The organism is Mesorhizobium sp. IMUNJ 23033 (assembly GCF_044778005.1).
Lineage (GTDB): Bacteria > Pseudomonadota > Alphaproteobacteria > Rhizobiales > Rhizobiaceae > Mesorhizobium > Mesorhizobium amorphae_A.
Genome location: NZ_JBJACT010000062.1, coordinates 1 through 16,807, shown reverse-complemented (window position 1 = coordinate 16,807; position 16,807 = coordinate 1). Strand labels below are relative to the sequence as shown.

Sequence of the window (16,807 nt, the reverse complement as noted above, 5' to 3'; positions counted from 1 at the left end):
CAACGTCTCCAGACGCGTCGACGGCGTGAACTTGAAAAATGCGCTTGGCCAGATCAAGGCCCACGGTGGTAATCTGCATGGCGGATGGCTCCTTAGCTCGGGTTGCCTGACAGCAAACCCACTGTGGCACTGTGATGCCGGGAGCGGGAGCCATCCACCTCATCTGCTTTTGGTGTACGGGCGGGGTCGTTGGAATGAACCCACCCGACGACATTGTCACCAGGATCGCCGCCTGCGAGGACATGGAGGCGCCACACCTCCGAACCATCCGCTCGCCGGACGAGGCGAGGTGACCCTCGACGAACTGGTTGGTTACCCCTTCGTGGATTTCGAGATTGGCTGGGGCACTCGACCTCTGATCGATCGTGCGTTCGGCCTGGCAGGCTCGCCGGGGCGATCTGGCGCTACAGACAGGCAGCGCGACATGATGGGCATGGCCGCTTGCCTGCTGATGGCCGGCCTGGGCGTCTTCCTGCTGTTCCGCTAGCGCCTCTTCACCTTCGGCGTGATCTCCTCGATCCGCACCTTGGCGGCGGATCTCCTTGGCGCATGCGCGACGAACGGTGCTTCTCCAGACATCCGTTAAGAGAGGCAAGGGCCACCTCAGTTGGCGGCCCCAGCGGAAAACGCCTAAGCTAGGCAGGTATCAGAACGGTGATCCGGTGGATACCGACTTCCTTGCTTATGTTTGTGGCGTGGTCCGTTTTGCCTTTGCCGCAGGTGTGGTGGTTTGCGCTGCGCTGCTCGACGGCAGGCAGGGTATCAAAGATACTTTGGCCGGCGGTATAGGCTGGATGTGGTTTTATGTGATCGGTTTCTCCGCAGTCTTGATCTGTGTGCGGTATCTGGCGGGTTGAATGGTGCTACTGCGGTGGCCGGGGCTTTACGTCCAGAGACGCGTATCAAGTCCGAGCCGCGCCTGTTCTCTTGGGCGAAGGCTTTGGCATCTGCCCGAGAACGGAAGCCCTTGACGCTTACCACGCCGTCTTCGATGACCCGAACATAAAGCTTGTTTCCAAGTTCCTCGATCTCGACCGAAGTCTTCCACGGTTGCTTGTTCATCAAATTACCCCCTCTGGTTGCTGAACGTCAAAATGTTCCAACCCGCCCGCTGCCGCAAGGTGGCGGGTCTTTACACTTTTGATCTAGTTCGGCTTGGCTTCCGCTCGCGGTTGCGCGCCCGCTGCTGGCCGTCATAGTCAGGAACGCATGTGAAAAACACCGGGCTGCGGTGGCGGCCCTCTGCCTTGCATTTCGAGCAGCCAAAGCGCCCGACCAGATCCTGATGCATAGAGCCGTGATCGGGACCAAGCCTGTCGATCAGCGCCGCGATATCGAGCTTTGTTGAGCACATCGGGTGCCCGCAATTGACATAGACGGTTTCGCGAGCGGCCAAAGTGTCGGCGAGGGTTTTTTGGGGCATGGCGATCTCCGTTGAAGGGTCGCCGCAACTAGAGGATTATATTCCTGCATCGATGATGCGAGCAAGGCGTATTGCGATGGAAACTCGCCGGGCGAAGACCCCAACCACCTCGAGCCCGGCGAGCCTAACCTGATCAGAGTATGCGATCAGGACCGGGATCAACCGGCAAGCTGGCGGTGCAATATGGATGCCAGGATTTGCTTCCCGGAATGGGACACAGGAGCTGTGCTCGGCGTGACCTTGCACATAGTGATAAACCGAGAATTCGCTCAGTCTGCCAAGCCTGGGCTATGGTAGTGAACTACAGCGCCGAAACGCGAGATTCGACTCCGGCTCATCCGACTTGAGGGCAGCCGAACACCGCCGTTTTGCCAAGTTAGCAGCGACGCAAACCCGGTCTATAATTCGCCAGCCGGCGAACTACCTCTCCGTTTTCCGGTTAGGCCAGCGGCCGAACTCGCCCCCCAGCCCCGGCCGCTGGGCCGCCGTCTCCGTTTGGGTCGACGCACTACTATGAAGGATTCGCCAAGCAGTTGCGCCCGGTATAGGATGCCTTTGTCGTCCGAACCCAACCGAGGCAAGCGGACGCTTGAAAGAGCAGATCACGCTTTCGCCATCTTGCTCGAAGATTCATCGGGCAACGTCATCGAGCTATTCGAGTTCAAGAAGGACTGAGCCTGACAGGTCCCATCGCCAGGCCGCAGTAACGGCACCGGAGCGCCGTCGACCAGTGCCTCGAAGCGAGCGATGGCCGCGCCTTCTCCGGCGCCAGAACGAGAGGGCCGCGCCCGTCGCGCAGCTCAACAAGACCCGTCACCGCCTTCACCAACCGCCGTCGATGGCGATGTTCTGGCCGCTGATCATGTCGGAGGCCGGCGAGACGAGAAACAACACGAGATCGGCAACGTGATGCGGCTCGATGCGTTTCTTGAGGCCTTGGTTCTCGAGAATCCAGCCGTTGTAGTGTTCGAGCCGGTCACCGAAGACGCGCGCCTCCGCCTCGGAAACGACCGCGCCCGGCGACACGGCATTGACCCTGACGCCATGCGGTCCGAGTTCGCGGGCCAGCGATTTGGTCAGGCCAAGCATCGCGCCCTTCGACGCGACATAGGGCACATAGCCATCCCAACGGCCATTGAGCGTGATAGAGCAGAAGTTGACGATCTTGCCATAGGCCTTCGCTTTCATGCCCGGCGCACAGGCGCGCGTCAGCGCAAAGGCGGCCGAGGAATTGACGCGAACCTGATCCTCATATTCGGCCAGCGAGAACTCCTCGAACGGTCGGTTGATGATAAGGGCAGCGTTGTTGATCAAGATATCGATCCCGCCTTCCCTGGCCGCCAGCGCCGCCACAGTCGCCTCGGCCTCGGCAAGCCGGTTGAGATCGCAGCCGACGAAGGAGATGTGGCCCTTGGCCTGCCGGGCGAGTACGGCGACGGTCTCCGGCCCGTCCGCGATGTCGGGGCGGTCGAGCACCAGCACGCGCGCGCCGGCCTGCGCCAGCGTCACCGCCTGGGCCCGGCCGAGTGAACCAAGGCCGCCGGTCAAGAGCACGACGCGATCGCTAAGAACCTTCATCGCCGCCACCTTTTACAGAACGCCGTGGACTTCATCGATTGAGGTGTCCTCGATGCGCTTGTCCAGCACGACCTCGCCGCGCGCCATCGCCACCACGCGGTCACAGCATTCGAAGACATGGTGCATGTTGTGGCTGATGAAGACGCCGGTGACGCCCTGTTCCTTCAGGCCGCGCACGAAGCCGATCACCTTCCTGGTCTCCTTGACCGAAAGGTGGTTGGTCGGCTCATCGAGGATCATCACCTTGGATTTGAAATGCATGGCCCGCGCGATGGCGACGCCCTGCCGCTGGCCGCCGGAGAGCTCGCCGACGAGCGCGTCGGGCGAACGCAAATGCAGGTCGACATTGGCGATGGCTCGAACACTTTCGCTGGCCATCTTCTTCTGGTCGAGGATGCCGACGCCGAGGACGGAAAACCGCGTCGGCTCGCGGCCGATGAACAAGTTCCTGGCGATCGACATGGTCGGCACCATGGAATTGTACTGGTAGATCGTCTCGATGCCGAGATCCATCGCGTCGCGCGGCGTCGCGATGCTGACCGGCCTTCCCTCGACCTGGATTTCGCCCTGGTCGGCGCGGTGGACGCCGGAGAGGATGTTGATCAAGGTGGATTTGCCGGCGCCGTTGTCGCCGACCAGGCCCAGCGCCTCGCCGCGCCTGAAGTCGAGCGTCACCCCCTTCAGCGCCTGGACGCCGGAATACCATTTGTGGAGGTTGCGGACGGAGATGATCGCGTCGGCCATCGCTCAGCCTTCCATCTTGATGGCCTTGGCGCGCTTGCGCATCCAAGCATTGGCGACGACGGCGAAAATGGTCAGGAAGCCTATGGCGAACTTGAACCAGTTGGCGTCGACATGGCTGAGGACAAGGCCGTTGTCGATGACGCGGATGAGCGTCGTGCCGATGATGCCGCCCATGACGGTGCCTATGCCACCGGCGAGCGACGCACCGCCGATGACGGCAGACGCCACTGCCTGCAGTTCCATCCCCTCCCCGATCGAAGGCAAAGGCGAGCCCAGCCGCAGCACCTGCAGCATACCTGCGAAGCCGGACAACATCGAACACAGCATGAAGCAGACGATCTTGACCCTGGCTGTCGGGATGCCCATCGAGGCGGCGGCCGGCAGGAATCCGCCGGTGGCCTTGATCCAATTGCCGAAATTGGTGCGCGACAGCATCAGCGAGGTCAGCACGGCAATGCCGGCAAACCACAGGAACGACATACGGAACATGTTGCCCGGCCCGACGAAGGAGGTGAACAACCAAGTCGGCAGGTCCGCGGGAAGCAGCGGCGGGAAGCCGCCCGAGACGACCACGGTGAGCGAGCGCGCCATGAACAGCATGCCGAGCGTTGTGATGAAGCTCGGTATGGCGAAGCGGATGGTGATGTAGCCATTGACGAAACCGACCACGGCGCAGACCAGCAGTCCGGCCAGCAAGGCAAGCGGAAACGGCGCGCCGTGCACCATCAGGATCGCCATCGTCATCGGCATCAGCGCAAACACCGATCCGACCGAGAGGTCGAACTCGCCGCTGATCATCAGGATGGTGACGCCGATGGCGACGAGGCCGGCCTCCGGCAGGATGCCGAGGATGCCGCGCAGATTGTCCTGGTTGAGGAACACACCTTGCGAGCGGATCTGGAACACGATGATCAGTAGCACCAGCAGGATCAGGCCGGCGAGTTCCGGTTTTTCGAGATAGGTCTTGAACAGGCGCTTCAAATGCACGCTCCAGGATTTCGAACTTCTCTTTATGCATCATGCATCGGCGGCGCTGAGCGCCGCCAATGCGAAGCCGCTCATTCGGACCACGCTATCAGCGCATCCCCTGGGCGGAGAGCGCCATGATCGCGTCGGCCTCCTTCGGCCGCACGATGCCCTGACCGGTGTCGATGTCGGAAGGTGCCAGGCCGATCTTCTTGTTGAGATAGGCCTCCATCACCGGCATGAAGCCCTGCATGTATGGCTGCTGGTCGACCAGCGCCTGCACATAGCCCTTCTGCATCTGCTGTAGCACCTCGGGCACCAGGTCGAAGCCGCCGAGCAGGACCTTGCCTGGTGCTACGCCGCGATCCTGCAGCACGCGCGCGACGCCGGCGCACCAGAAGCCGGTGTCGAAATAGGCGGTGGTGTCAGGATGGGCGTTGAGATAGGCGCCGACGCGGTCGGAGGTGATGGCAAGGTCGGTGCCGCTGTCGATGCGTTCCCACGACACGTCGCGGTCGGCATGCGCGGCCTTGTATTCCTCAAGGTACTGCATCACGCCGGCGCCTCGACTCTCGGACCAGTTCTGGCCGGGTGCCGAGATGCCGACCAGCACCTTGATCGGGCCATCCTTGGGGAAGCTTTCGGAAATGGCCTTGGCAAGCGAATAGCCCGCCGGCTTGAAGCCCTGTCCGACGAAGGCCTGCCGTGCATTGCCTTTGGCGCCTTCGGTATCGTCGACATTGACGGCGATCACCAGCACGCCGGCATCGCGCGCCTCCTTGATGACGTCATCGAAGGCATGATCGTCGACGATCGAGGTCAGCAACGCATCAGGCTTGGCGGCAAGGGCTGCGCGCATGTTGGCGACCTGCTGCTCAATGGAGCCCTCGGTCTGGGTGAAGACCATGTTGCAGCTTGCCTCGACCTTGGCGCAGCCGTCGTCAAAGCCCTTCTTGACGGCCTGCCAAAAGGTGTTCGAGGCCGACGAGTGGTGCGTGAAGACGATGTTGAGGCCATCGGCTCGCGCGGCCGTCTGCGCGCCGAAAAGGGCTGCGCCGAGCAGAAGTGTTGCGGTCAGTTTTCTCATCTCAATTCCTCCCTTTGGATTTCTCAAATGTCCGCCTTGTCGGAGACGCGGCGCTGGACGGTGTAGGCCTTCCCAAGATCCGGGTTGAGCGCCAGCCCCAGCCCCGGCCCTGGCGGCACGGTGATCATGCCGTTCTTCACTTCAGGCAGCGCCGTAACCAAGTCTCGGTACCAGGTGCGGTAGAAGGCACGCACGCTTTCCTGGACAAGCGCGTTGGGCGCATTGAGCGACAGATGCGTCGAGGCGGCGAGCACGACCGGACCGGTGCAGTCATGCGGCGCCACCGGCAGCCGCCAGGCTTCGGCCATGGCGGCGATTTTGCGCGCTTCCGAGAGGCCGCCGCACCAGGAAATGTCGAGCATGACGATGCCCGCCGCCCCGGTTTCGAGCAGGTCGCGGAAGGCCCAGCGGCTGCCCAGCGTCTCGGACGCCGAGATCGGCGCGGGGCTGACCGCCTCGTAGCGTTTCAGGTCGCCGAGGCTGTCCATGCGGATCGGGTCCTCGTGCCAATAGGTGGCAAAAGGTTTCAGTGCGCCGGCGATCTTCATGGCCGGCAGGAGCTGCCACATCGAATGGAACTCGACCATGATATCGATCTTGTCGCCGACGGCTTTGCGAATCTTCTCGAAGGGTTGCAGCGCGGACTTCAAGTCCGCCGCCGAGATGTCGTTGCCACGCGTCCTTTCGGCGGCGTGATCGAACGGCCAAATTTTCATGGCGGTGATGCCGTCCTCGAGCAGCTCTTGCGCCAATTCGCCGGCGCGGGTGAGGAAGCCGTTGAGGTCGTCATACTCGCGCCCGACGCCGATGCCATAGTTGGCTGTCGTCTGGCCCTTGGCGTCCTTGATGTATTCGGTGCCAGCGCAGGTGTTGTAGGTGCGGATGGAGCGGCGGCTGAAGCCGCCCAGAAGCTGCGCGATCGGCTGGCCTGTGACTTTGCCGAAAATGTCCCATAGCGCGATGTCGAACGCGGAATTGCCGCGCACCTCGGCGCCGCTGGAGCGGAAGCCGAGATAGCCGACCAGGTCGGCGGCGAGCAGATCGATCTGAAGTGGATCGCGGCCGATCACCCTCGGCGCGACGTATTCATGCAGATACTCCTCGACGGTGCGCGACAAGTAGAACGTCTCGCCGAGCCCGGTGATGCCCTCGTCGGTATGGACCTCGACCCAGAGCAGGTTGGGCCGCTCCTCGATACGAATGGTCTCTATCGCGGTGATCTTCATGTCAGGCAATTCCCGCATCGAGCAGCGCTTTGACGCTCTTGTCGAAATGCAGCGCCATGTGCTCGGCGGCGAGCCGCGGATCGCCCATGACGATCGCCTCGGCTATGTCCTCGTGCCCCTTGATCATCTTCAGTTGGTCTTCGTCGGAGGAGCGGGTCCGCCAGCCGATGACCCAGGTGCGGCGCGTGACCCCGCTGAAGGCGGTGACGATCAGCGAGAAGACCGGGTTGTGCGAAGCAGCCGCGATCGCCTCGTGAAAGGCGATGTCGTGCTCCATGACGATCTCGGGGTTCTTGAAATTCTCACGCATCAGCCTGGCGGATTGTATGATCGCGGCGGCTTCCGTATCGGTGCGACGCAAGGCGGCGAGCGCCACTGTGCGCATCTCGATCGTGCGCCTGACATCATAGACCTGATGGACGCTGATCTGCTGCGTGGTGATGCCATGCTCGATCACCATCGACATGGCACCGGTGTCGAGCTTGGCAACGGTGGCGCGGCGTCCAGCGCTCATGTCGATCAGGCGCATTGCCGAAAGCGATCGGAACGCCTCGCGCACGACGGTTCGCGAGACATTGAGGTGGCGCGTCATGGCCGCTTCGCTGGGCAGCGGATCGCCCGGCGCAAGCCCCTCCGAGCGGATGTGCTGGGTGATCGCCTGGATAGCCGTGCTCACAAGGCCGGGGCTAGGCTCGCCCGCTGTCTCCGTCGGATCCTGCATGTCGCTCCCTAAGAACTTGTATGACATGTTGCTATCAAATTGTTCATAATTCAGAGGAAAGATATATGTCAAGAAAGTTTTGGATGGCCTAGCCTGGAGGAACCGCATGGACGATATGAACGCCGGCCTGGTCTTCGATGCGCGCGACGTCGTCGGCGAGAGCCTGATCTGGGACGATCGCCGCAACCGGCTGGTCTGGATCGACATTATCGGCCGCAGGATCCATAGGCTGGATCCGCTGACCTTGGCTCACGAATCCTGGGAGACGCCCGATCTGGTCTCCTCGATCGGCCTGCGCGCCGACGGTGGTGCCATTGTCGGCCTCAGGAACGAGATTGCCTTGTGGGACTTCGGCGGGCCGTTCCGAACGATCACGACGATCGAGCCGGATAGGCCCGGCATTCGGCTGAATGAGGGCGTCGTCGCGCCCGATGGCTCGTTCTGGGTCGGCACGATGGCCAACAACATCGGACCGGATGACGCGCCCGTCGCCATCACGCAGGAAGCCGGGCAGCTGTTTCGAGTTGGCCCCGGTGGCGACGTTACGAGCTTATCCGAAGACCACTTTGGCATCACCAACACCATGGTCTGGACGCAGGACGGGCGCTTCATCACCGCGGACACGACGAAAAACGCGATCTACAGCTATGCGTGGAGGGGCGGCTCTTCTCAGCTCGATGACCGACGGCTGCTTTTCGGCGGCTTCCAGCGGGGCCTACCTGACGGCTCCTGCATGGATGCAGAAGGCTACATCTGGAACTGCCGCGTCATGGGCGGCGGCTGCCTTGCCCGCATCGCGCCCGACGGCCGGTTGGACCGGATCGTCGAACTGCCCTGCTCCTGGCCGACGAGCTGCACCTTCGGCGGTGCCGATCTCGACACGCTGTTCGTCACCTCCGCGCGCTTTACGATGACTGCGGAGCACCTTGAGACGCACCCGCACGAAGGCGGACTCTTTGCGCTACGACCTGGGGGACTAGGCGCATGGAGCAACCGCTTCGGTTAGGCTTCCGCGATGCAGCCGCGGGGGCATGCGGTGGAAACACTTCGAGCGGACATGCTCTGGCAACAATTTGGCCGCAAGACGCAACAGAGCATCAACCGCGCCGCGCCGCCTCGATCGCGGCGACATCGATTTTCTTCATGGTCATTATGGCGTCAAACGCGCGCTTTGCTTCGTCGCCGCCTGCCGCCAAGGCGTCAGTCAGTACGCGCGGAGCGATTTGCCAGGAAATCCCCACGTGTCTTTGCACCAGCCGCACTCGCTCTCCTGGCCGCCGTTGCCGACGATTGCATTCCAGTAGCGGTCGGTCTCGTTTGCCCGCACGGCCGGCGAAATGCGACACGAAGCCGGCGCAACCCTGATGTCGCCCTTGACTTGCTCATATTAATCAGAATAAATCATACATAATGCCGTGAAAAAAGCGGTATATCTGGGAGGACCAATGAAAATCACGGCCATCAAGGCGCTGGTCTGCAATGCCGAAATGCGCAACTGGGTTTTCGTTCGGGTCGAAACCGACGAACCTGGTCTGTTTGGCTGGGGTGAGGCGACGCTGGAATGGAAGACGCGCGCCGTCGTTGGCGCGCTGCAGGACCTTGAGGCACTGCTCGTCGGGCAAGATCCGCGCAATGTAGAACAGTGCTACCAGATCCTGACGCGCCACGGCTTCTGGCGTCTTGGCGTCGAGGGAATGTCAGCCGTCAGCGGCATCGAGATCGCGCTCTGGGATATACTGGGCAAATCGCTGGGCGTCCCAGTCTGGCGCCTTCTGGGCGGCCAGGTCCGCGACTACCTGCGCACCTACACGCATCTTGGCCTCGGCGACATGAAGGCGGTTTATGAGAGCGGGTCTGCCGACACGATCGTCGAACGCGGACGCATCGTCACGCAGGCTGGCTACGACGCGGTCAAGGTCGTCTGCATTCCCTACACCCACTACGTCTCGCCCGCAAAGGCGGTGGATTCGGTTGCCAACATGGTCGGATCGCTGCGCGAAGCCGTCGGTCCCGATATCGACATCATGGTCGATTTTCACGGACGCCCGGCCTCCGTCAACGCGGCGATGGACTATCTCAAGGCGATCGAGCCGGCCCGCATCATGTTCGCCGAAGAACCGGTGCCGCCCGAAGATGTCGCCGGCCTGGCGCATATCACCGCGCGATCGACGGTGCCGATCGCGTCCGGCGAGCGGCTAATCGGGCGCCGCGAATTCACCCACTCGATCGCGGCGCGCGCCTTCAACATTGCCCAGCCCGATATCTGCCACACCGGCGGCCTGCTCGAGACCAAGAAGATCGCGGCCCTGGCGGAAACGGCGGGCATCGGCCTTGCGCCGCACAACCCGCTCGGCCCGATCGCCGGCGTCGCCGCGCTTCACTTCGGCATATCGACGCCGAACGTCATCATCCAGGAGGAGATGTCCGGCGCGGTCGCCTGGTACGACGACGTCGTGACCTGGCCGATCCAGCGCAAACCGGGCCGCTGGGACGTGCCCGAACTGCCGGGACTTGGCGTCACCGTCAACGAGGATGTCATAGCGCGCCACCCCTTCAAGCAGGAAGTGCTCCACGCCCGCAATGCCGTCATGCCCGATGGCTCCGTGGTCGATTGGTGAGCGCCATGACAGGCAGGCTTCAGGGAAAGATCGCAATCGTCACCGGCGCCGGCCAGGGCATCGGCGCCGCCACCGCCCGGGCATTTGCAGCGCATGGCGCAAAGACCGTGCTTGCCGAACTGAATGCTGCAACCGGCAAGGCAATTGCCGACGAACTGCGCGCCCAAGGCGCCGATGCGCTTTTTGTCGAGACTGATGTCACCGACACAGCGGCGGTCGCCGACATGGTGGCGAAGACGATCGCGGCCTATGGCGGCGTTGACGTTCTCGTCAACAATGCCGGCGCCAACGTCTTCCACGAGCCGTTGCTGATGCCCGACGAGGAATGGGACCGCTGTCTCAAGCTCGACCTCCAGGCCGCGTGGTTCTGCGCCAGGGCGGTTCTGCCGACGATGCTGGCGAACGGCTCTGGGTCGATCGTCAACGTAGCGAGCTGCCACGCTTTCAAGATCATTCCTCACACATTCCCCTATCCGGTCGCCAAGCATGCTCTTGTCGGCCTGACCCGCTCGCTCGCCATCGAATATGCGGCGCGCGGCATCCGCGTAAACGCGATCGCTCCCGGTTATGTCGAGACGCCGATCGCGGAAGCCTACTGGAACACGTTTCCAGACCCCGCCGAGGAGAAGCGGCGGGCCTACGACCTTCATCCGCCCAAGCGCATTGGCCGGCCGGACGAAGTTGCAATGACGGCGGTTTTCCTCGCTTCCGACGAAGCGCCGTTCATCAATGCCGAGACGATCACCATCGATGGTGGACGCTCGGTTCTCTACCACGACTGACAACCACCAGCTCAGGGAGGACCACCATGAAAACCACGACAAAGGCTTTGGCGACATTTGCGGTACTGGCTGCCGGATTGATGGCTGGCGCGGCAAGCGCCGACGACATCAAGATCGGCTACATTAACAAGATGGGCGACCATCCATGGTTCGTCGCCGAAGTCGGCGGCGCCAAGAAAGCGGCTGAGGCGGCCGGCGCCACCTTCGTGTCGCAGGACGTGCAGTTCGACGCCAATCTGACGATCACCACCTTCGATACGATGGTCGGCGACGGCGTCAAGGGCATCGCGATCGTCGTTCCCGACAAGGCGCTGGGACCGGTCATCGCGGAGAAGGCCAAGGCCGCGAAAATCCCCCTGGTGGCGGTCGACGACGACATCTACTATCAGGACGGCACCCAGGTCCCCTATGTTGGCATGAATGCGTACAACATCGGTGCGCGGGTGGGCGAAGAGCTGGCCAAGCTCTACAAGGCCGACGGTTGGGCGGGCAAAGAAGTGCGCATCGCCTCGATCGAGGACCGCAAGGCGGATACCTGCATGCAGCGCAACAAGGGCGCCGAAGAAGCGTTTCTGAAGGCGGTGCCCGACTTCAAGGCTGGCAACATCGTTCGCGTCCCCTACGACAACACGATGGTCAACGCCATCGACGTGATGACCACCACGTTGACCGCCAATCCCAGCGTGACGAACTGGATATTCTATTCATGCAACGATGACGGCGTGCTGGGTGGCGCGCGGGCGCTGGAGAACGCTGGCTATACGGCGGACCAGGGCATGGGGATCGGCATTGACGGCAGCCGCGCCTGCGATGCCTTCGGATCGGGCAAGCCCTCGGCATTCCGTGGTACGATGTGGCTCAATTCGGAAAATCACGGCGCGCTGGCGGTGAAGATCCTACTGGCCTCGATCAAGGATGGAACGAAGCTGCCGGTTCAGTCCTTCACCGACCCGGAATACATCACCGCCGACAACTTTGCCTCGGACTACAAGGCCAAGCTCTGCAAGTGAACCGGACATGCGTCATGCGCCCCAAAGGCGCATGACCCTCTTCAGTGCACGGATCGATCCCAGGGAGTGAGCTTTGACGCAACCGGAATTCTTCTCGCTCGACAAGATATCGAAGCGCTTCGGCGTCGTGCAGGCGCTCGAGAGCGTCTCGATTGCTTTCCGGCCAGGCGAGGTGCTCGCTCTGGTCGGCGAGAACGGCGCCGGCAAATCGACCATGATGCGCATTCTTGAGGGCGTATTCGGGCCCGACAGCGGCACCGTGCGGCACGGTTCCACGCCGATCGTTTTCGGCGAACCGCGCGACAGCCACCGGGTGGGCATTCGCGTCATCCATCAGGAGCCGGAGATCGTTCCCAACCTGACAGTGGCCGAGAACATTTTCGTCGGCGAACTGCCGCGGCTCGCAGGCGTCCTGCTCGACTGGCGCAAGCTCGAGGAGCAGACCGACCGGGTGCTTGCGACCTTCGGCATGCAGCAGGACATGCGACCGCGGCAACTGTGCAGCACGCTCGGTCCGGCGCAACGCCAGATGATCGAGATCATGCGCGCCATCCGTGCCGGCGGCCGGCTGATCGCGTTCGACGAACCGACCTCGTCACTGACCGACGACGAAGCGCGCCGCCTGTTTTCCGTCATCCGCCGGCTGCGCGAGGAGGGCACGTCGGTCATCTACATCTCGCACCGGCTGAACGAGATCATCGACCTTGCCGACCGCATCGTCGTTTTGCGCGACGGCAAGCTGGTCGACGATTCGCCGGCGGCCGGCGCCAGCGAACAGACCATCGCCAAGCTGATGGTCGGCCGCGACATTGCCGACTTGTTCACCCGCGAGACGTGGCGGTCGGGAGAGCCGTTGCTGGACGTGGCGGGCTTGACCACTGACCGCGTCAGCGATGTCAGTCTCAGGGTTCGTCGCGGCGAAGTGCTCGGCATTGCTGGCCTCATGGGCGCGGGCCGGTCCGAACTGGCAAAGGCGATTGTCGGCTATGATCGGCGCCTCGCTGGAAGCATAGCCATGAACGGCGTGTCCGTTCTCCCCAACAGCCCGCATGCGGCGATCGTGGCAGGCATTGGTTTTGCCCCGGAGGACCGCAAACACGAGGCGCTGCTTTTGTTCCGAAGCATTCTCGACAACGCCGCGCTTTGCGTGCCCGACAAGACGTCGACCTTCGGCTTCTTCAACCGGCGCAAGGCGCTGGAGATTGTCTCGCCGCTGGCAGCCAAGATGTCGATCAAGGCACCCAACCTCGACGAACAGGTTTCGAAACTGTCGGGTGGCAACCAGCAGAAGGTCGTTCTGGCGCGCTGGCTTGCCCGGCAACCGATGCTGCTCATCCTCGACGAACCCACCCGCGGCATCGACATCGGCGCCAAGGCGGAAATCTATCGGCTGATCGATGAACTCGCGGCAAGCGGCATCGGCATCATCCTTATCTCTTCGGAAATGCCGGAACTGATCGGCCTCGCCGACAGGGTTCTGGTCATGGCAGGAGGCCGGATCACGGCCGAACTTTCCCGCCCCGACATCGACGAAGCGACGATTCTCAAGCACGCTATGCCGCAATCCGTACCATCGCTCGGAGAACACATCCAATGAACAGCCTCCAGCTTCGCGCATCGAAAGTGCAAACAGACGCGAGGGGCGCTTCCTCGCGCGTTGTGGAGCGTGTTGGCGTTCACAACATCAGCCTTCTGGTTGCGCTCGCCATTCTCGTTCTTATCTTCGGTTCGCTGCGCGGCGATGTGTTCTTCTCCAGCCGAAACCTGCTCAACATCGGCCTCGGCATCACCATCCTCGGCGTGCTGGCGATGAGCCAGACCGTGGTCATTGTCGCCGGCGGTCTTGATATCGCCGTCGGTGCAATCGTGGGTCTGACCACCGTGTCGACGGCTATGGCCATCCAGTCGACCGGGTCGCCCGCGGCGGGCATCCTTGCCGGCTTGGTGCTTGGCGGGCTTGCCGGCCTCGTCAACGGCATCATCATCACCTACGGGCGGGTCAACGCTGTAATTGCGACGCTCGGCACGATGGCGATTTTTCGCGGCATCGCCTTCATCATGTCCGATGGCCAATCGATCGCCATCTTCAGCGACACTTTCCGGTTCATAGGGATCGGACGAATCCTCGGCCTGCCGCTGCTGATCTGGATTCTTGTGCTGACGGCGATCGTTTTCCACCTCTTCCTGGCGCGCTCGATCGTCGGCCGCAACATCTATGCGCTGGGCGGCAATCCCGTTGTCGCCCGCTTCTCCGGCATCAACATCAACCGCTACCGCGTCGGTATCTACATCATGAGTGGCGTTGCCGCCGGATTGGCAGGGATTCTGCTGGCTGCCCGCACCGGTTCGGGTCAGCCCGTGTCGGGATCCCAGGGCCTGGAACTCGAGGCTATCACTGCTGCCGTGCTGGGTGGCTGTGCCTTGCAGGGCGGCAAGGGAACGATTGTCGGCGCACTGCTCGGCGTCGCCATCATTGGCGTGCTCAACAACGGAATGATACTGACGTCCGTGCCAACATTCTATCAATTGCTTGCCAAGGGCTCGCTCCTGATACTGGCTGTCGTAATTGCCGAGTATCACTTGAACAGGACATGACGATGGACGCGGCCGCCGCTTCGATTGATCAAGGCAAGCAGGAGCTTTCTGCTGGGGACAGCGGCACGTCGTCGCTCAAGGATCGCATCGCCCGCGATCTCGGACAGCGTATCCTTGCAGGCACATATGCACAGAACGAGGTCCTGCCGACGGAAGCCGAACTATGCGTCATCTACGGCGCCAGCCGCACCGCGCTTCGCGATGCGCTGCTGACACTCTCGGCCAAAGGGCTGATCGAGGCGCGCAAGCGGGCAGGGACCCGTGTGCGTGTGTCGAGCGAATGGAACAGGCTGGATGCGCAGGTTCTCGAATGGATGCGCGATATCGAGCCTGATCTCGATTTCGTCCGCGGCTTGATCGAGGCGCGGCTGGTCATCGAGCCGGCTGCCGCCCAGCTTGCGGCGAAGATGGCGACCTCGGGCGATCTCGCGGTGATCGAAGCGGCCTATGAGGCCATGCGCATCGCGCCGGAGGACGATCTGGCCGCCTGTCTCGACGCCGACGTCCGCTTTCATACGGCCATCCTTCGCGCCAGCCGCAACCCGGTCTTCGCCAATCTCGGCAACATGCTTGCGGCAGCACTCAATTTCTCCTTCCGATTGACCACATCGGCCACCGCCAACTATCAGCAGACACTCAGCGCCCATGGCGACGTGCTGGAGGCAATTCGCATGCGCAGGGTCGACGAGGCCCACGACCAGATGAAAGCGCTGATCGGCATCGCGTCGAATGACCTTCTAGCTGTAGCCCGCAAGGGCCGCCATCAACAGCCGGCCCCCGCTGCCCCAGTCGATAACATCTGAGTTTGATGATCGAGACCATTGAAATTCGAAGTGGGGATTTGTCCGCCGAAATCGTCCCGTCGCTCGGTGCAGGCCTGGCGCGGTTCGACTACGGGCGCGTGCCGCTGTTCAGGCCATGGCCGGACGGCGGCAGCAAAAACCCGTTCGATCTTGCCTGCAACCTGCTTGTGCCCTGGTCAAATCGCATCTCGGGCGGCGGCTTCATCTTCAATGCCACATTCCACGAACTGCTCCCCAATGTCGCGGGCGAGCCTTTTCCCATTCACGGCAATGGATTTTCGAGCGAATGGAACGTCGACAGCCTGGCGCCGGACCAAGCGCGTCTGTCGCTCGTCAGCAACGGACCTGGCCCCTACCGGTATCGCGCCGAGGTGGGCTACGCGCTGACCGGACAGGCGCTCGAACTGAACCTTCTGATCGCCAATCGAGCGCCGGTCAGCTTGCCGTTCGGGCTAGGCATCCATCCGTGGTTCCCGAGAACGGCGCTGACCACGCTTCATGCCCCGGCGTTACAGGTTTGCCTGGAACTGCCCAACCATCTCCCCGACAGGTTCGAGGATGTCAGAACCCGTCCCGATTGGGATTTCCGCACGCCGACCGCCTTGCCAGGCGGATGGATAAACAATGCCTTTGCCGGCTGGGACGGTGCCGCTTCCATATGTTGGCCAGAGCGCAATTGCGGCCTCAGGATCGAAGCGTCCCCGCCCTTGAATTTCTACCTGGTCTATTCGCCATCGGCAGCAAGCGACTTCTTCTGTTTCGAGCCGGTGAGCCATGTCGTGGACGCCCACAACTGTGGTTCGATCGACATCTGGAACGGATTGTCGGTGCTTAGCCCTGGCGAGAGCTTGGTGGCCGGTTGCAGGTTCGCTGTCATGTAGAGCGACCACTCACCCACAGAACCAAAAACTAGGCGCCTCGGAAGGCTCGGTCGCGATCTGCAGGCACGACCGGACCCAACGGACCATCGCACACTATGCCCGCTCGCGTGCAAACCTGACGTGATCCACGCTGAAGCAATTTCCAACTCCGGCGCAACCACGACCTTTAGCTTCGGCGGCGGCGATGTCTTCTGTGGATGGCTCCCGTATTGCAAGAGGTAATTCGTTGTTCTGGCGCATTGGTCGGGTGCAGTCTTCTGTCCGGCCTGTTCATGCAGCCGTTCGAAGCTGCTGGCCCTGATGGGGTCGGCGAACAAGGTCCCAATCTGCTTTGCAGGCTATGATGCCTCCGACATCGCATGGGTTATCCCTG

At 62.3% G+C, this 16,807-nt stretch carries 17 protein-coding genes and 1 pseudogene; 10 read left to right on the top strand and 8 right to left on the bottom strand.

Annotation, left to right across the window (positions count from 1 at the left end; translation table 11 throughout):
* The first annotated feature begins 289 nt into the window (after positions 1–289).
* Positions 290–487 (top strand): hypothetical protein, encoded by a 198-nt coding sequence (locus ACFX5Q_RS34140; protein WP_404284911.1) that lies wholly within the window; start codon positions 290–292, stop codon positions 485–487.
* Positions 488–662: 175 nt separating this feature from the next.
* Positions 663–857: a hypothetical protein gene (locus tag ACFX5Q_RS34135; RefSeq protein ID WP_404284909.1), complete on the top strand. Its 195-nt coding sequence runs from the start codon at positions 663–665 to the stop codon at positions 855–857.
* 275 nt (positions 858–1,132) lie between these two features.
* Here the strand turns inward: ACFX5Q_RS34135 and ACFX5Q_RS34130 are convergent, their stop codons facing one another.
* From ACFX5Q_RS34130 to ACFX5Q_RS34100, 7 genes are all read right to left on the bottom strand, one after another.
* Positions 1,133–1,423 (bottom strand): hypothetical protein, encoded by a 291-nt coding sequence (locus ACFX5Q_RS34130; protein WP_404284907.1) that lies wholly within the window; start codon positions 1,421–1,423, stop codon positions 1,133–1,135.
* A gap of 822 nt (positions 1,424–2,245) precedes the next feature.
* Positions 2,246–3,001, bottom strand: a complete 756-nt coding sequence (locus tag ACFX5Q_RS34125; protein ID WP_404284906.1) for an SDR family oxidoreductase — start codon at positions 2,999–3,001, stop codon at positions 2,246–2,248.
* A 12-nt stretch (positions 3,002–3,013) separates the two neighbouring features.
* The gene (locus ACFX5Q_RS34120; RefSeq protein WP_404284904.1) at positions 3,014–3,745 is read right to left on the bottom strand and encodes an ATP-binding cassette domain-containing protein; all 732 of its coding nucleotides are present in this window, start codon (positions 3,743–3,745) and stop codon (positions 3,014–3,016) included.
* Between the two features lie 3 nt (positions 3,746–3,748).
* Entirely contained in the window at positions 3,749–4,726 is a 978-nt protein-coding gene (locus ACFX5Q_RS34115) for an ABC transporter permease (protein WP_404284902.1), read from the bottom strand.
* A gap of 94 nt (positions 4,727–4,820) precedes the next feature.
* Positions 4,821–5,798 carry a sugar ABC transporter substrate-binding protein gene (locus ACFX5Q_RS34110; RefSeq protein ID WP_404284901.1) on the bottom strand — a complete coding sequence of 326 codons (978 nt, stop codon included), beginning with the start codon at positions 5,796–5,798 and terminating at the stop codon, positions 4,821–4,823.
* Positions 5,799–5,821: 23 nt separating this feature from the next.
* Positions 5,822–7,024 (bottom strand): mandelate racemase/muconate lactonizing enzyme family protein, encoded by a 1,203-nt coding sequence (locus tag ACFX5Q_RS34105; protein WP_404284899.1) that lies wholly within the window; start codon positions 7,022–7,024, stop codon positions 5,822–5,824.
* A gap of 1 nt (position 7,025) precedes the next feature.
* Positions 7,026–7,745, bottom strand: coding sequence for a FadR/GntR family transcriptional regulator (locus ACFX5Q_RS34100; protein WP_404284897.1), 720 nt, complete (start codon positions 7,743–7,745; stop codon positions 7,026–7,028).
* 106 nt (positions 7,746–7,851) lie between these two features.
* On the opposite strand from ACFX5Q_RS34100, the gene ACFX5Q_RS34095 reads away from it, so the two are divergent.
* On the top strand, positions 7,852–8,751 hold the full coding sequence (locus ACFX5Q_RS34095; protein ID WP_404284895.1) for an SMP-30/gluconolactonase/LRE family protein: 900 nt from the start codon (positions 7,852–7,854) through the stop codon (positions 8,749–8,751).
* Between the two features lie 91 nt (positions 8,752–8,842).
* On the opposite strand, the pseudogene ACFX5Q_RS34090 reads toward ACFX5Q_RS34095, so the two are convergent.
* Positions 8,843–9,060 (bottom strand): annotated as a pseudogene (locus ACFX5Q_RS34090) (VOC family protein); the annotation flags it as partial.
* A gap of 130 nt (positions 9,061–9,190) precedes the next feature.
* Between ACFX5Q_RS34090 and dgoD the strand changes: the two are divergent.
* The 7 genes from dgoD (at position 9,191) to ACFX5Q_RS34055 (ending at position 16,434) form a co-directional block, all read left to right on the top strand.
* Complete coding sequence (gene dgoD, locus ACFX5Q_RS34085; protein ID WP_404284893.1) at positions 9,191–10,363, top strand: galactonate dehydratase; 1,173 nt, start codon at positions 9,191–9,193, stop codon at positions 10,361–10,363.
* Between the two features lie 5 nt (positions 10,364–10,368).
* The gene (locus ACFX5Q_RS34080; protein WP_404284891.1) at positions 10,369–11,145 is read left to right on the top strand and encodes an SDR family oxidoreductase; all 777 of its coding nucleotides are present in this window, start codon (positions 10,369–10,371) and stop codon (positions 11,143–11,145) included.
* 26 nt (positions 11,146–11,171) lie between these two features.
* Positions 11,172–12,155 carry a substrate-binding domain-containing protein gene (locus ACFX5Q_RS34075; protein ID WP_404284889.1) on the top strand — a complete coding sequence of 328 codons (984 nt, stop codon included), beginning with the start codon at positions 11,172–11,174 and terminating at the stop codon, positions 12,153–12,155.
* A gap of 73 nt (positions 12,156–12,228) precedes the next feature.
* Entirely contained in the window at positions 12,229–13,752 is a 1,524-nt protein-coding gene (locus tag ACFX5Q_RS34070) for a sugar ABC transporter ATP-binding protein (RefSeq protein ID WP_404284887.1), read from the top strand.
* A complete protein-coding gene (locus tag ACFX5Q_RS34065) occupies positions 13,749–14,750 on the top strand; it encodes an ABC transporter permease (protein WP_404284885.1) in 1,002 nt (333 codons plus the stop codon). Before ACFX5Q_RS34070 ends, ACFX5Q_RS34065 begins: the two co-directional genes overlap by 4 nt.
* A 2-nt stretch (positions 14,751–14,752) precedes the next feature.
* Positions 14,753–15,553, top strand: coding sequence for a FadR/GntR family transcriptional regulator (locus ACFX5Q_RS34060; RefSeq protein WP_404284883.1), 801 nt, complete (start codon positions 14,753–14,755; stop codon positions 15,551–15,553).
* 5 nt (positions 15,554–15,558) lie between these two features.
* Entirely contained in the window at positions 15,559–16,434 is an 876-nt protein-coding gene (locus tag ACFX5Q_RS34055; protein ID WP_404284882.1) for an aldose 1-epimerase, read from the top strand.
* Positions 16,435–16,807: the final 373 nt, after the last annotated feature.

What these genes read in the sequence shown, in the direction of transcription:
- ACFX5Q_RS34130 (WP_404284907.1), bottom strand. Translation starts at nt 1,423, where the DNA reads ATGCCCCAAAAAACCCTCGCCGACACTTTGGCCGCTCGCGAAACCGTC.
- ACFX5Q_RS34125 (WP_404284906.1), bottom strand. Translation starts at nt 3,001, where the DNA reads ATGAAGGTTCTTAGCGATCGCGTCGTGCTCTTGACCGGCGGCCTTGGT.
- ACFX5Q_RS34120 (WP_404284904.1), bottom strand. Translation starts at nt 3,745, where the DNA reads ATGGCCGACGCGATCATCTCCGTCCGCAACCTCCACAAATGGTATTCC.
- ACFX5Q_RS34110 (WP_404284901.1), bottom strand. Translation starts at nt 5,798, where the DNA reads ATGAGAAAACTGACCGCAACACTTCTGCTCGGCGCAGCCCTTTTCGGC.
- ACFX5Q_RS34105 (WP_404284899.1), bottom strand. Translation starts at nt 7,024, where the DNA reads ATGAAGATCACCGCGATAGAGACCATTCGTATCGAGGAGCGGCCCAAC.
- ACFX5Q_RS34100 (WP_404284897.1), bottom strand. Translation starts at nt 7,745, where the DNA reads ATGCAGGATCCGACGGAGACAGCGGGCGAGCCTAGCCCCGGCCTTGTG.
- ACFX5Q_RS34095 (WP_404284895.1), top strand. Translation starts at nt 7,852, where the DNA reads ATGGACGATATGAACGCCGGCCTGGTCTTCGATGCGCGCGACGTCGTC.
- dgoD (WP_404284893.1), top strand. Translation starts at nt 9,191, where the DNA reads ATGAAAATCACGGCCATCAAGGCGCTGGTCTGCAATGCCGAAATGCGC.
- ACFX5Q_RS34080 (WP_404284891.1), top strand. Translation starts at nt 10,369, where the DNA reads ATGACAGGCAGGCTTCAGGGAAAGATCGCAATCGTCACCGGCGCCGGC.
- ACFX5Q_RS34075 (WP_404284889.1), top strand. Translation starts at nt 11,172, where the DNA reads ATGAAAACCACGACAAAGGCTTTGGCGACATTTGCGGTACTGGCTGCC.
- ACFX5Q_RS34065 (WP_404284885.1), top strand. Translation starts at nt 13,749, where the DNA reads ATGAACAGCCTCCAGCTTCGCGCATCGAAAGTGCAAACAGACGCGAGG.
- ACFX5Q_RS34060 (WP_404284883.1), top strand. Translation starts at nt 14,753, where the DNA reads ATGGACGCGGCCGCCGCTTCGATTGATCAAGGCAAGCAGGAGCTTTCT.
- ACFX5Q_RS34055 (WP_404284882.1), top strand. Translation starts at nt 15,559, where the DNA reads ATGATCGAGACCATTGAAATTCGAAGTGGGGATTTGTCCGCCGAAATC.